Origin of the sequence: Microcystis sp. M169S2, assembly GCF_020245865.1 — a bacterium.
Taxonomy (GTDB): Bacteria; Cyanobacteriota; Cyanobacteriia; order Cyanobacteriales; family Microcystaceae; genus Microcystis; species Microcystis ichthyoblabe_A.
In genome coordinates this window covers 1-14,014 of the sequence record NZ_JADBUB010000106.1, presented here as the reverse complement: position 1 = coordinate 14,014, position 14,014 = coordinate 1, and the positions used below count along the sequence as shown (strand labels likewise).

General features: G+C 38.2%; 9 protein-coding genes and 1 pseudogene. 3 read left to right on the top strand and 7 right to left on the bottom strand.

Annotated elements, in window-relative coordinates:
• Window positions 1-244 precede the first annotated feature (244 nt).
• The gene (locus tag IM485_RS10825) at window positions 245-1,468 is read left to right on the top strand and encodes an ABC transporter substrate-binding protein (protein ID WP_002792887.1); all 1,224 of its coding nucleotides are present in this window, start codon (window positions 245-247) and stop codon (window positions 1,466-1,468) included.
• A gap of 85 nt (window positions 1,469-1,553) precedes the next feature.
• Here the strand turns inward: IM485_RS10825 and IM485_RS22995 are convergent.
• Together IM485_RS22995 and IM485_RS10815 are read right to left on the bottom strand one after the other, a co-directional pair.
• A pseudogene (locus IM485_RS22995) lies at window positions 1,554-1,718 on the bottom strand (Txe/YoeB family addiction module toxin); the annotation flags it as partial.
• Window positions 1,719-1,768: 50 nt separating this feature from the next.
• Window positions 1,769-2,002 carry a hypothetical protein gene (locus IM485_RS10815; protein WP_104396727.1) on the bottom strand — a complete coding sequence of 78 codons (234 nt, stop codon included), beginning with the start codon at window positions 2,000-2,002 and terminating at the stop codon, window positions 1,769-1,771.
• Between the two features lie 530 nt (window positions 2,003-2,532).
• Between IM485_RS10815 and glk the strand changes: the two genes are divergently transcribed.
• A complete protein-coding gene (gene glk / locus IM485_RS10810; protein ID WP_104396728.1) occupies window positions 2,533-3,501 on the top strand; it encodes a glucokinase in 969 nt (322 codons plus the stop codon).
• A gap of 25 nt (window positions 3,502-3,526) precedes the next feature.
• On the opposite strand, the gene IM485_RS10805 is transcribed toward glk, so the two are convergent.
• From IM485_RS10805 to acsF, 5 genes are all read right to left on the bottom strand, one after another.
• Window positions 3,527-4,681, bottom strand: coding sequence for a glucokinase (locus IM485_RS10805; RefSeq protein ID WP_104396729.1), 1,155 nt, complete (start codon window positions 4,679-4,681; stop codon window positions 3,527-3,529).
• A gap of 79 nt (window positions 4,682-4,760) precedes the next feature.
• Window positions 4,761-7,970, bottom strand: a complete 3,210-nt coding sequence (locus IM485_RS10800) for an AAA-like domain-containing protein (protein ID WP_287742984.1) — start codon at window positions 7,968-7,970, stop codon at window positions 4,761-4,763.
• A gap of 81 nt (window positions 7,971-8,051) precedes the next feature.
• Entirely contained in the window at window positions 8,052-9,248 is a 1,197-nt protein-coding gene (locus IM485_RS10795; protein WP_287742981.1) for an AAA-like domain-containing protein, read from the bottom strand.
• Window positions 9,249-9,894: 646 nt separating this feature from the next.
• Complete coding sequence (locus IM485_RS10790; protein ID WP_287742978.1) at window positions 9,895-10,413, bottom strand: zinc ribbon domain-containing protein; 519 nt, start codon at window positions 10,411-10,413, stop codon at window positions 9,895-9,897.
• Between the two features lie 157 nt (window positions 10,414-10,570).
• A complete protein-coding gene (gene acsF, locus IM485_RS10785) occupies window positions 10,571-11,647 on the bottom strand; it encodes a magnesium-protoporphyrin IX monomethyl ester (oxidative) cyclase (protein WP_002752007.1) in 1,077 nt (358 codons plus the stop codon).
• Window positions 11,648-12,156: 509 nt separating this feature from the next.
• Here acsF and IM485_RS10780 point away from each other — a divergent pair.
• Window positions 12,157-13,704: an ApeA N-terminal domain 1-containing protein gene (locus IM485_RS10780; protein ID WP_287742975.1), complete on the top strand. Its 1,548-nt coding sequence runs from the start codon at window positions 12,157-12,159 to the stop codon at window positions 13,702-13,704.
• The last annotated feature ends 310 nt before the right edge of the window (window positions 13,705-14,014 follow it).

The following is a 14,014-nucleotide window of genomic DNA, read 5'->3' as shown; positions in this document are numbered from 1 at the left end:
TTATGAATTGTTTCTCCCTTCTCCCTTCTCCCCACACCCTACACCCTACACCCTACACCCCACTCTCCTATGCCTTTTAAACAGGATTTAGTATGAGACTGGGAGGTTAATCGACAAAATTAGGGGAAAGAAAGGGTGCTAAGGGAGCAAAATCCGATTCGATCGCGTCGAGAATTATCGCTGAAATCAACCCGATTAGCGAAATAATAGTGTCATCAACAATATCAGTCCCCGGAGAGTTAAGATGCTCAGAAAACGTTTATTAATCCCCTTAATATTATCCCTAGTCACTTTTGGTTTAGTGGTGGCCTGTAATTCCGGCACTCCCACCAGTCAAACTAACCCCAGTCCCGCAGAAAACGCCGCCACTGCTGCTATCCCTATCGGTGCAGCTTTAGCTCAAACCAGCAATCTCGCCCTATTGGGACAGGAACAGGTGATCGGTGTCAAGATGGCTGAAACATATTTTAATAAAAAGGGCGGAGTCAATGGAACACCGATTAAAGTTATTATCCAGGATGTGGCTGGGGATGAACAGGGCGCAATCAACGCCATTAATACCCTGATCACCCAAGATAAGGTGGTGGGTATTCTTGGTCCGTCCCTGTCCCAACAAGCTTTTGCCGCTAGTCCGATCGCCGATCGAGCTAAAGTTCCCATTCTCGGTCCGTCTAATACCGCTAAAGGTATCCCCCAGATCGGTGAATATGTGGGTAGGGTGTCCGCTCCTGTGGCTGTGGTCGCTCCCAATGCGGTTAAAACCGCTTTAAAAATCGATCCCAAGATTAAAAAAGTGGCTGTCTTTTTTGCCCAAAATGATGCTTTTAGTAAATCGGAAACGGAAACTTTTCAAGAAACCCTGAAGAGTTTAAATCTTGATATCGTCACCGTGCAGAAATTCCAAACCACCGATACAGATTTTCAAAACCAAGCCACCGCCGCTATTAATATTAAACCGGATTTAGTGATTATTTCTGGTTTGGTTGCTGACGGGGGCAATTTGGTCAAACAGTTGCGACAATTAGGCTATCAGGGGTTAATTATTGGGGGCAACGGTTTAAATACCTCTAATATTTTCCCGGTTTGTCAAGCTCAATGTGATGGTATTCTCATTGCTCAAGCTTATAACCCGGAATTAGATAATCCTATTAATCGGGATTTTGTCGCCGCTTATACAGCAGAAAATAAAAAAGCACCGCCCCAATTTACCGCTCAAGCTTTTACGGGAATTCAAGTTTTTGTCGAGGCCTTAAAACGGGTAGATGATAAAAATAAACTCAGTACACTTTCCCTCGAACAAATTCGCCAACAATTAAATCAGGAAATTTTAGCGGGTAAGTATGTGACTGTCCTGGGAGATATTGCTTTTACTCCCGAAGGGGAAATCATTCAGGATAAATTCTCCGTGGCACAAATTAAAATGGATGCCGATGGTAAAAATGGTAAATTTACTTTTGTGAAAAATTAATCAGTAAAGGGTTCTTCTCATTTCTATCTCGTTGCAAGGAACTCCCTTGCAACGCATTTCCAGAGGTTCTAGCTTTTGTGTCATAATCAGACACGCCATAAACTAGGCGATGTTCTTTTGTAATGCGTCGTGACCATAATCCTGATAGTTCATGTTTTAATGCTTCTGGTTTTCCTAATCCAGAAAAAGGCTATCTTTGAACATCTTTAATAAGGCTGACAATTTTAGCGTAAACTTTTTTATCTGCGATCGCCCATTAATTAAACTAATCAAAACTTCGGGTTAGAAAGGCGACTTTCCTCATAAGTTAGCAGCATCTACATAAATATAACTATCAGGATTTTTAAGAGATTCTATTGCCTCTTGGAGATGTTGACGGTTAGCTTCTGTGGAAAGCAGATAGTCGGTTTCATCGATTTCAGCAGCTTCTTTAATCAACAAAATCGCTTCGACAACTGTTCCTTCTGGTAAGTCGAGGGGAGGTAAACTAAGTTGACCATTTTTGATAATTGTTTGGTATTTTAGTGCATTCATATAATTTTACTATTCTTGAGATTTTATTAATTGTAGCAGTTTCAACGATAACTTGGATATTCTCGTTTCTGTATAGTCTTACCTCGTTGCAAGGGTATCCCTTGTAACAGATTTCCAGAGGTTCTAGCTTTTGTGTAACCCATCAGGGAAGGGAGGGAGACACTCCCTCCCTTGTCCCCAGTGTTAAGAGTGTTGTACATAGATAAACAGGCGATTTAGTGGGAAAAATGCGCTCGCTGTGGGTTAATCCGGTTAGAAGCGGCTCAATTTAGCTAATATAAACAGAATTTTGCCACAAAAGTTCTTGTAAATCTAGCTAGGGGTTGCTGAATAAATCTAAGTGGGTGGGTGGAATTAAATATAAGATGAACGTAGAAGCATGAAACCCAACGCCCGCTCATGTTACACTACCGCTAACCCATCCTACAAATAATTGTGCCTCCCTACTTAAGTGTTCTGATAATTGGAACAGAGATCGCAATATATTCGATATGCTATAATCTTGAGCAGTTTCGTTAGTAGTTAAATCCATGCTAGTTTTAGCCGGTGATATTGGTGGCACTAACACCAGGTTGTGTTTGGTAGAAACAGACGGAAAAAATGAATCAACCCTCCGAGAAGAAATTTATCCGAGCGGCAATGAGGGTTTAGTTCCTTTAGTGCGACAATTCCTGGGTGATGAGTGTAATGTTTATAAGGCTTGTTTTGCTTTGGCTGGCCCTGTTCTGAACAACAAATGTAAAATCACTAATTTACCTTGGCCAGAATTAGATGCGGCCCGGTTACAAGAAGAATTGAACATTGCTAAAGTGAGTCTTATTAATGATTTTGTAGCAATTGGCTACAATATTGTCTTAGAAAAAAATAAATCTTTAGTTACTTTACAGGAAGGTGAATTTTTGCCTGATGCGCCGATCGCGATTATTGGGGCGGGTACGGGTCTGGGAAAGGCGTTTGCAGTTCCTGAAGGTGATAGCTATCGAGTGTTTCCAACGGAAGGAGGCCACGAAAGTTTTGCTCCTGATAATTTGTTAGCTCAGGAGTTATTAGCATATCTTCGGGCCGACGGCAAGGTTGATGTGGAACGGGTGGTTTCTGGCCCAGGAATTGTTGATATTTTTCGTTTTTTGCAGGATCGCAAGTTTGCTTCTGAAGATGTGGGTGATTTTTTAAGTCAATTTGATCCTGGGGCGGCGATCGCTAAAGGAGCAGCAGCAGGTCATTTTCTTTGTCAGCAAACAATGGCAATTTTTGTAGAAGCTTTTGGGGCCGCCGCAGGGGATATGGCGGTGAGTTTTTTACCGTTTGGCGGTTTATATATTGCGGGGGGAATTGCAGCCCAAAATATTGAATTGATGCAAAATGGCAGTTTTATTAAGGCATTTACAGATAAGGCACGGGTTAATCCTGTTTTGCTAGAAAAAGTTCCTGTCCATATTGTTTTGAATACCCTGGAGGGATTAAGAGGTGCAGTAAAATACGCTGCTACAAAAATGTAGGAATATACGGGCCTCCACAACTTTGCTATTTACTGCTCATAATAAATAATTTATTTTCAGCAATAAAACGAGCAGCGAATCTGGCGGCCCCTCGCAGAACAATGTCTTCCTCCTGATACACCATAACAGGAATACCGTGATTTGCAAGTCCAGCATTTTCTCCTTTTGTAGTGAATCGCTCCATAAAAATTCTTTTCAAATTTTCATCTTTAAACCAGTCGACAGGAAGTATTGTTCCTCCAATATACAAACCCCCTTTTGGTAAATAGTCAAGGGCAATATTACCTGCTTCTGATGCCCAAAGAGAGATAAATGTTTCTATTGTTTTTAGGCATAAAAGATTAGGTTGTTCACTATTTCCGAATACTTCAGCAACGATTAAAGATGAAATCTCAGAAATAGTTAATGATTCATTACCTTCATCGCGATCCAGTTTCTCAATTGCTATTTTTATGTGTTCAAGTTCTGGCTCATTTTCTTTTTTGAGACATTTATATATTTTTATTAATCCACTACTGGAGAGAAAAAATTCCCAGCTAATTTGCTTATTATCATTTCGTTCAGACCAATATTTCCATAAATCCATATCATCAGTTGAACTTACAGAAAAATCCCTATGCCCTCCCTCCGAAGATTGAGGAATAAACTCTTTCTCCTGATCATCCCATAACCATAAAGCTTTACCTAAACCACCACTAACTAACATCAGGGAACGAGGAGCTTGGGGATCTAATTCCAAGTTAATTTTATTAAGTTCTTCTAAATGTTCTTCATTTCCCAGGAAAATACTATAACCGATGGCTTCCATGTCGTTTATAAAAGACACAGGTAAATCGTAAGGTAATTTTTGGCTAAAGCTCTTTTCAGAAAAAATGGAAGTCTCTAAGCCGAAGTCAGGTCTTTTAATCCTAGAACTTTTACCTTGTTCTCTGTCATCAACTTCCAGAGGACCAGCTACACCAAAACAAACACTTTCAATGTTTTCCTTTTCATCGGGACAATCATTAAAAAAGTCGTCAATCATCTCAGAAAGATTTTGCTTGTATTTTTCTAGCGGAAAATCTTTTTTATAGGCAGGATTTGGATCGATTTCATATTTTTCTTGTTTTGTATTAAAGGTGTATTGAAATAATGCCAGAGTGGTTGTCGGCCCGTCAATCTTACCAGCTAAAATAACCATAAAAAATACCTTTATTTTGATAATGTGGAGTGATTGTACAAAAAACAAGCTTTTTCAGATGTCCAAACAAGTAGATTAATTAACGAAGAACTTTTTCTAACTCCTCTTGAATTTTTTCAAATTTTCCTTCACATTGAGCTAGAAAGAGTCCTGGCATATCAACTTCAGAGTTGCTAATAAAGCAAATTGCAAAAGGATTACCTTGGATTTTTGTGAAATGAGATATTACTACCCCTTTTTCTAAGGTAAACATGACATAGCTCAATTTACCAAAATTTGTTTTCTCTCCAAAATTATCAAGAATATCAGGAATTGTTTTTAGCTTGGCGAAACTAACAAGTGTTTCAGAACGAACAATTTGGTATAAGCTGGAATTATTTGATTCCAAATTACTGTTTTTCCCAGAAACCATCCCAGCCTTTAGCCCTAGTATAACAATGGCTTCTATTTCGGTAGCATTTTCTACAATTTTATTGAGTAGGGAGTCAAGATCGTTGTTTTGTGCCATTTTTTTTACGTCATCCTTAAAGATACGATTAAGAGAATGCTGAATACTGATTTGGGGAGTATCAGAGGTTCTCATGCCCATAATATCATAAGTTAGCAATTTTATTTCGTCAATAAAATCAAACTTATTATCAAGAACTTCCCCCTTAGCCTCTTGAACTATCTTTTCTATGATGGTCGCGTTGTTGTTGATCCATTCATCGAGATAAGACCGCAGGACAGGATCATTTTGTTCAGGGATATTAGCACGACACCATTTCAATAAATTTATAGCACGAATTCGCTTACATTCTGATAATTTTTGATATGTCCAGCGTTGGCTAAAGATATTTTCATAAATGGGATTAGCTATTTCTAATTGCTGATCAAGTTTAACAACTAATCCTAGTTCTATCAGTTTGGTATCTTCTCTGATTTCATCAAATTCAATCTTGCCTTGTAGCAAAATTTGTCGATATTTAACTATCAACCAAAAAGACTCAGAAGATTGATGATTGGTTAAGCGTTGTTCAATTAAACGAAAATGTTCGGCTAACTTAGAATCTTGCCAGTTGTTGATGATTTGGGTTTTTACTAATTGCTCAATCCAGTTATGATAGTTGGTCGTAAAAATTTCAGTTTTATTTACCACTTCTAAAAGTTCTCTTAGTAGAAGAGGCTCATGTCTAGTCCATTGTAAAATCTCTCGGAGTAGAAAATCGGAGTAGTTATTTTTCCCTTGTAATGATGGTCGAAAAGTTGTGATCAATGAAACAGCTTCAGATTGAACAGAAGGTGAAGCTTTCGCCCAGACTTCTGCCACTAAACTGGTCATTACAAATTCAATCTCTCCTTCCTCTAATTTAGGTGTGGGCTTTTTTCCTAGCCATTCTAGGGCCAGTTTTAGATCATTATTTTGTAATAAATAAGATGATTCTTGACGATCCGAATCTTGCCAACCTCGAAAAGCTTTTTTATAGGGACGGAGTCCCGCCATGACTTCCTTGATCCAGTTTTGATCTAGAATTTTTTCATAAATCTTGTTGAGTATTCTTAAATTATGCTCCTTATCTAGAATTATAAAACACATATCTTTTAGTTTACGATGTTGTGGATTTTTTTCATCAAAGCGAATCGGCTCCTTTTGATAAATTTTTTCAAAGGTAGAAATCAAGGCAAAACTATCAATACTGGCATCATCTTGATTTGAAAATTGGCCTTGATCTTTGATAAATAGCTCATCATCTTTAAAACGATTCAGGTGCGATAAAACTAAATTTTCTAGCCAACCTTGAACTTCATCCTGTTGTAAATCTACAACGTTATTGTTTTTAGCAATATTAAAAACTATTCTATTGAATTTATGTAACCCTCCTGTCAAATCATTGGCCGATTGAATTATACTTTCCATCGTCCCTTCATTGATCTGTAAATCAGAAAATAAATTTTTGACTTCTTGCCAAAAAGTCTCCGATCGATCCAAAAAATTACCTTCTTTTTCATAAAGCTTCCCATTATCCTTGTTAAATTTTATCCTCCATTGCTGTACCCGATCACATTTGGTTCCGTACAATAAGTAACGTTCTTGTAGATCATAAGCCAGATTATTAGTTTCTTTCCATTTTTCCCATTTTTCCCAATTCTCAAATTCTTCAATATATAAACGCAGTTTTGCTTTCTCTTGTTCAACCCAATTTAGATTAAAAATATCTTTATATATGGGATTATAAAGTCTTAATTGACCTTCATCTTCTAAAACCAAACCAGACAAAGTTAGTTCTATTTGCTCAGGAGTATTTTGATAGTGTATCTGCTCATTTTCCCAAACTTCTTTGTATAGCCCAAGCCGATCAAAAGCTTTTGCTTCATTATCCAAAAGACGTTTTTCTATTGTTTGAAAATGAACAGGTTCATCTTGAGTTTGCCAATTATTAATAACCTTTAAATTTACAACTTGTTCAACAGTAGTAAACGGGTTACTCTGACGTTCTTTTACTATAAGATGACAAAGTTTTTGAGTTAAAAAAGGTTGTCCTCCAGTCCAATGAATAATTTCTTCCATTAATTCTTTAGATGCGCTTTCTGATGTTTGTAACTTTTCACCCAGCATTGTTATTAATGGTTGAACCTCATCTAACTTAAACGGTTCCAGGGTGATCGCCTGACCAAGATTAAATGGAGTAGATTTAGGATCCCGAATGAAATTGTTGGGGGAAGTTGTTCCCACTATGCAGTAAGTCAAGCGATTATAAGGATTATTATCATCTCCTGGCTCTCTTTTTTCAGAGCAAGAACGAATAAATGCAAAAAAAGCATCGGTGTTCGCAGGTTCAGAAAACGAAAAAAGACGATCTGCTTCATCAATAAAAATCACAACTCTTCGATCTAGTTGCTTAAGTACATATTCTTCAAGAAAATTTATATGTCGTTGCAATGGAGCTATATCATCTCCAAAACTCTTCCACCATTGGTCCAGTTCTTTTGTTGTCATGATTCGCAAACTTTCAGCTTTAGCTATTGTTTCAGTGATTGCGAAACACCATTGTCTCCAATTCATCTGTGATATTGCTACATTATTTAGATCAATGATCACAGAATCAACTTTTGGATTACACTTCTTTAAACGATCAACAATTTTAATACGTAAGCTGGATTTTCCAGTCTGTCTAGCATTTAATATATAGCAATAGTTGCCTTTTGTTAATTCTTGAAGTAACTCATCATCTGATGTTCGATGAACATAAGTTTGATTACTTAAGTGTAAGCGACCGCCAACGGTAAAGCCTGTTGAATTTTCTGTCATTTTTAACTCCTTAACTTGAAATTAAAGTAATTAAGTAGTATATACAAGAGAAATTTTATAGAAGAGAAGGTTTGATAGCTGTCATTCGTCATCGCTCCATTCTTCAAAAAAAGCTACAGCAGCTTTGCCAACTGGACTATCTGTAATATAATAGTCGATAACCGCAAAAAAAGCAGCTCTGCTAGACTGAAACAATCGATCTCTATTGAAGAAATTTTGTCTTAAAACAAGAGACCATTTGCTTTTATTATTTCCTAGTTTTAGATTGTCGTTTAATCTATTAGAAACAAGTTTTTTTGCTTCTTCCTCAGTAATATCAGGGGAAATGTCACTTAGCAGTTGACCAACTTCCTGCATAAATAAAGAAGAAATAAAATATAAACGATATAAATCACAGCTTGAAACGAAACAACCATTATCAGCGTTTTTGATTAATCCTAAACTACGCAAGTTAAATGCAGATTTTTGAGGTAAATCTACTGAGTTTGGATATTGTTGAATTATTTTAATATAATCATTTTTAAGATATTCGTGGCTCTCCTTGGATAGAGTTTCTAGAATTTCTCCAAGATGATGATTGAAAATCCCTGTTTGTGTAGGAGATTCCTCCTTTACTTGTTGTAAAGTTTGAGTCGGGTTTCTTCGTAAATACTTGAAGGATTCATCTAAAAGAAAAGGATGACCCCCCACAAAATCAACAAAATCCTCCAGGATTAGCTCATTAGTCCTACTGGGATTTTCCTGTAGATAAAATCTCAATAATCTTTCTGCTTGTAAAGGTGAAAATCCAGTTAATCCAGTTAATTCATTCACTCCTATACCAACATTAAATGGTGAGTGATTAATATCAAGTTCTGGGTAGTCATCTGTTGAATTAACAAGAATCAATTTCAAATTTTGCCACTGTAATTCTGTTTTTTCGTGCCATGCTCGCAACAAACAACAAAAATCTTCAAAAATATTTACTTTATCAAATAAAACCTCAAACCGATCAAAGCTAACGACTAGCCCTCCCTCATCAAGTAAATATTCCTCAAAATAATTAGTAGATTTTATTACACTTTCAGTTTCCCAAGTTTCAGAAATTTTACTTTCAATATCCTCATCCTCCATTTGTAAACACCTAGAAATTTCAGCACATAGTGACCTCTGAAATTGGTCATAATCATTAAAAATTGGATTATTCGGTCCCCACTCCGAGAAATCAATACTAGCGGTTCGGTATCCAAGGCTTCTAGCATAATCTAGAGTTTTTCTTAGTAGGAGAGTTTTGCCCATTTTTTGAGGAGCTTTAATACGAATCAGGCCTCCAGGATTTTGGCTCTTCTCGACTTTGTGTGATAATTTTTGCTTATGGAATCGTGAAATGCTTATCGGGCAAGACTTTTAGGGCTATTTTGCGGAAGAAAGTATCAGTATAGACCTCGTTTCCACACAGAAACCAGAAGAGCCGGATTTTGAATTGCCTGACGACAGGTCTCCTCGATAGGAGGGCGTTCTATGTATATAGGAGTCATTGCTTGCATTAACACCTCGACTTAACAAACGCTATTTTGAGTTATGGGTTTCAGTATAGCAAAATTGGGCAGTTCAGCAATTCCCCCTTGAAATACAGTTCTTCTCCAGAGCAACTGATCTTTACACCGGTTGCTTTATTACTTTGGCACAGCCAATTCCCTATTCGATAAACTTTTTGATCGCTGTGGACGAATCTGGTTAGAAGCAGGTCAATTCAGCTAATATAAACAAAATTTGGTAGCATCTCACCTTTGTAACCTTTAAATCAGGTTTTTATGTCAAGCTATTTTGAAAGCCTTGCTAGAAAACAGTTTTAGTGACAAGTATAACTACTAACCTGCATAAATGAGATGCTCCCCAAAATTTTGCCCGAAAAGGAGTTATAGATTTAGCTAAACAGGTTTTATTACTGTAACTGATGACCACAGCTACTACAAAAGCGATCGGTTGCCGCTACTTTTGCCCCGCATTGACTACAAAATCGCGTTTTGCTGACGGTTTTTGTGTCTCCCATGCTCATTTTCATATCTCCCATCTCCATTTCCATGGGGGCAAAATTCATCGACATATTACCCATTTTCATCGGTTGCATCGGTTGCATCGGTTGCATCGGTGAGGAGGAGAAACTGGTAGCGGTTGTCGATTGAGAGGACTGAGAAACTCCAGAGGTATGAGGGGAGGAAAAACCGATACTGCTTCCTTGAATTTGGATTCTGTGGGGTCCGGTTTTGGTGATAATTTCAATAATTGCCCCTTGGGGAATTATCTCTATTTGGGGTTCTTGTGTCCAAACTCCCGTAGCAAAACTACTGCTAGACTGCTGTTGTTGTCCCACTGCACCACTAGCGAGGGTTACAATCGTCTGCAGCCCCTGATTATCGAGATAGAGACGTTGTCCTGTGGGTAATTCACTATAAATAGCCATATTTTTGACAGTGAAAAGTAAAAAGTAAAAACCTAGTTCACACCCCTAGGATCCAGTCTAGCGAGGATAGAAATGTTAGAGGATTTTCTTAAGAATTTTATCGACAAAAAAAGGGTGGTTTTACCCACCCTCACCATGTCTCAAGAAAACAAACTTTTTAACGGACGCTACCGGCTAATTTATCGACCCGAATCGGTTTCATCAGGTACAATTTGAGGAATTGCCAAGCGTTAGAGGCGAAGATAGGCAATTTCTTCAGGAATTTAACCGGTGCGGCACTGTTTTCGCTATCGATCGCCCGTAATCCCTCGTTATTGCGAACACAAATTTCTAGGCGATCATAAAATTCAGGACTATCCACATCGAGAACAATCGGGAAGACGCGGCCGGCGGTTTCATTGGTCTTCTCGATCACATACTTATCGTACTCGCGAGCGTCCAAACCGAGAATGGCATAGAAACCGGAGCGCTGAGTATCATTGAGATACATCGTAGCGAAGACCGAAAGCAGGAAGAAACGACACCAGAGACGAGCGCGCCAATCATTAAGAATATCAGGCTGCGCACGCATGATCGCATCGAAGAAGTCCCCGTGACGGTTTTCGTCTTGACACCAATTCTCGAAGAAGTTAAAAATCGGATAAACCCGATCTTCGGGATGTTGTTCGAGATGACGATAAATGGTGATATAGCGCCAATAACCGATTTTTTCGGAAAGATAGGTGGCGTAGAAGATAAATTTCGGTTTAAAGAAGGTGTAGTTACGGCTTTTGGTTAAAAATCCCAAGTCAAGGGAGAGGTTAAAATCCGATAAAGCCTTATTAAGAAACCCAGCGTGACGCGCTTCGTCCCGGGACATGAGGTTAAAGCATTCTGCGAGGACGGGATTTCTGTTTTTTAAACGTCTGCCGAGTTCTTTGTAGAGAAGAAAGCCGGAAAATTCAGCCGTGCAGGATCTTTCCAGAAATTCCACGAATAAGCGACGAGTTTCGCCATCAATATGCTCCCAAGAGCGATCGAATTCTTGATTGCGAACGAAGTGATGCCGGTTATAATCGGTACGGAATTCCTCTAAAATCGCTTTCAGTTCTTCCTCGTTAGCGGCGATCGACATTTCCGCCATCGCTTCAAAATCAGTGGTATAGAAGCGGGGAGTGAGGATCGTTTCTTTAGCGGGAACTTTTATACCCGGACGGATTTCCTCGAATTCTGGTTTTTGGATCGTGCTGACCATAGGGATTATTGATTTTACTCTGGGATGATGTGATGGTTGAGACGAGTAAAGGCTCTGAGATGATAATGACCAGCCGTGAAAAAACGGCTAGGATTCACTATAGCAAGCTCTCAGCCCTAGACTCCCTTCCTGTTCATTAAAAGTTACAACTCTTAATTAAGCTGTGTAAACAAACGCGGCTTTTTCCCCAGGAGTCTTGACAACTGTTCGGAGATGTGGGGTGATATGGGGAAAACTTCTGGCGATTGCGCCTAAATAGAGTATTATGCAGAAAGTTTTCGTATATTTTTACTCTGGAGAGTGTTATGCAGAAAGTTGACCTATAATATGTAGTTATGCCGCTTAGTCCTTGGTAGGGGCGTAACCGGAGGCGAAGCTTTTGGGATGTAGGGTTAGACTGGCGGAAAGTTTTTAGTAAAATGTAATTTAAGGTTACTTGTGAGCAAACATTGCTCTGGAGAAAATTTCATAGTATAATCAGCGCCGAGCCAAATACATACTGAACGCAGATGCTTGAAGAATTTGTGAGCTTAGGGAAGTGGTGGCTTCCTAACAAACCAGAAGTAGTAGTTCCAGGAAAACTAATCTTTTCGCCTGAGAGTGGCGCAACATTAGAATTAATTGGTTCGTTTTATAGTTCACACCTTAAAGAGATAGGTCAGGTAAAGATTTCTTCCATTGAAGGGGAATCAAATCTAACATCAGGTGTACGACTTGACTTTATAAAGCCTGAGGAAATCATTATTCTCGGTTTGCTTGATAACAATGAAAAAATTACCTTATACAGGTGTTCTGGACAAGTTAAAAGCTTTGAATTTACAAAACTCACAGCGAGTCTTTCATTCAATGTCAGGTATGTTTTTAGAAAAATTCACTTTGAATATGAACAGGACATAAAATTTAAATCTATTTCTGTTCAATATTCTCATCTAGAGAAATGGGTTGGCAAATCTGGAATGCAGTTTTCTGTAGAAGAGAACGAAATATGGATGAGTTATCAGCCGCCATCGAGTATTCATTTGGCGAAAATTGGCAGTCTGGATTTATATATTACCTTTTCTTCAGTATGTGTTTATCCATTTTACCCTGACGCGTACAATGCAAGTATTGAGCAAAAAACTTATCTGACCATACAAAATCCCTGCAATAAACCAATAGATGATTGTGTCAATTTATTGATAAAATTTAGTGATTTGTTAAGCTTTGCAATGACAAAAGCAACTTCAGTAATTAAGGTTACTGGGAAAGCAGATGTCATTCATGAAAAGCCTGTACAGCAAGCAAATGGAGATTTCACACTGGAAAAAGAGGCGCGGGAAACTCAAGTCATCATAATATTTGATTTATGGAATCCTACGAAGAGTTCTGAGATAAACTTGTCCCACGATAAAATGCTATTTCGATTTAGTGATGTAGAAAACAATTTGGGATCATTCTTTGAAGCATGGATTAATAAAAGGGAGGAATATGAACCTGTTTTTGACTTGTTAATGGCAACAATGTATAGCTCTAGCCTTTACTTGGGTTATAAATTTCTAAATATAATCCAAGCTTTGGAGGCTTATCATACAAGCAAGTATGAAGATTCATATCAAGATAAAAAGATTTACGAAAAAGGACTTTATAAGAAATTTAGAGAGGTATTGGACAAATTTCCAAGTGAAAGTGATAATCAAGAAAATGGAATTAGTGATGAGTTTAGAAAGGCTTTAAAGGGAAAACTAAAAAATCAAACAAGCTTTACTTTAGAGACAAGACTCAAAGAAATTCTTAATAAAGTGTCCTCCTTGCTGCCAAATAATTTTATAGGAAACGAAAAAGATAGGGAATTATTTTCTAAGAGAGCTTCTGCAACTCGGAATGCATTGACGCATCATAATAAAGAAAAACGACAACAGGCGGCAAGGGGTCGGGAGTTATTTCAACTTTTTCATACGTTGACTGTGATTCTACAAATTTGCTTATTAAGAGAGCTAAACCTTCCCGATGAGTCTATTAAAATTCTTGTAGAGCGAAATAGAGCAGATCAGAAAGAATGGCGACCACCTTCAAACTGATTAACCACTCACGATTATATTGCTTGTTAAGTGCGATCGCCGATCTTGTAGGGTGCGTTCCCTAATGCAAGTCCTACTGCTCCACTGATCGATTTTTGGGGAACGCACCATGCACATTTATTGCAGCCGTGGGTTAAAGTGCGATGCTGCTCTGGTGGGTTGAGTTCTGGATTGGCAACCTGTCACCGAGCAAACCCGACGATGTTGGAATGATTCTGATAGCTGACGGCTAATAGCTAAGGGTTATCAATGCTAGGATAAAGGCTTGAGTAGAGAACGATCGAGCCAAAGCCATGTCATCGACAGAAGT

What these genes read in the sequence shown, in the direction of transcription:
- IM485_RS10780 (WP_287742975.1), top strand. Translation starts at nt 12,157, where the DNA reads ATGCTTGAAGAATTTGTGAGCTTAGGGAAGTGGTGGCTTCCTAACAAA.
- IM485_RS10790 (WP_287742978.1), bottom strand. Translation starts at nt 10,413, where the DNA reads ATGGCTATTTATAGTGAATTACCCACAGGACAACGTCTCTATCTCGAT.
- IM485_RS10795 (WP_287742981.1), bottom strand. Translation starts at nt 9,248, where the DNA reads ATGGGCAAAACTCTCCTACTAAGAAAAACTCTAGATTATGCTAGAAGC.
- IM485_RS10815 (WP_104396727.1), bottom strand. Translation starts at nt 2,002, where the DNA reads ATGAATGCACTAAAATACCAAACAATTATCAAAAATGGTCAACTTAGT.
- IM485_RS10825 (WP_002792887.1), top strand. Translation starts at nt 245, where the DNA reads ATGCTCAGAAAACGTTTATTAATCCCCTTAATATTATCCCTAGTCACT.
- acsF (WP_002752007.1), bottom strand. Translation starts at nt 11,647, where the DNA reads ATGGTCAGCACGATCCAAAAACCAGAATTCGAGGAAATCCGTCCGGGT.
- glk (WP_104396728.1), top strand. Translation starts at nt 2,533, where the DNA reads ATGCTAGTTTTAGCCGGTGATATTGGTGGCACTAACACCAGGTTGTGT.
- IM485_RS10800 (WP_287742984.1), bottom strand. Translation starts at nt 7,970, where the DNA reads ATGACAGAAAATTCAACAGGCTTTACCGTTGGCGGTCGCTTACACTTA.
- IM485_RS10805 (WP_104396729.1), bottom strand. Translation starts at nt 4,681, where the DNA reads ATGGTTATTTTAGCTGGTAAGATTGACGGGCCGACAACCACTCTGGCA.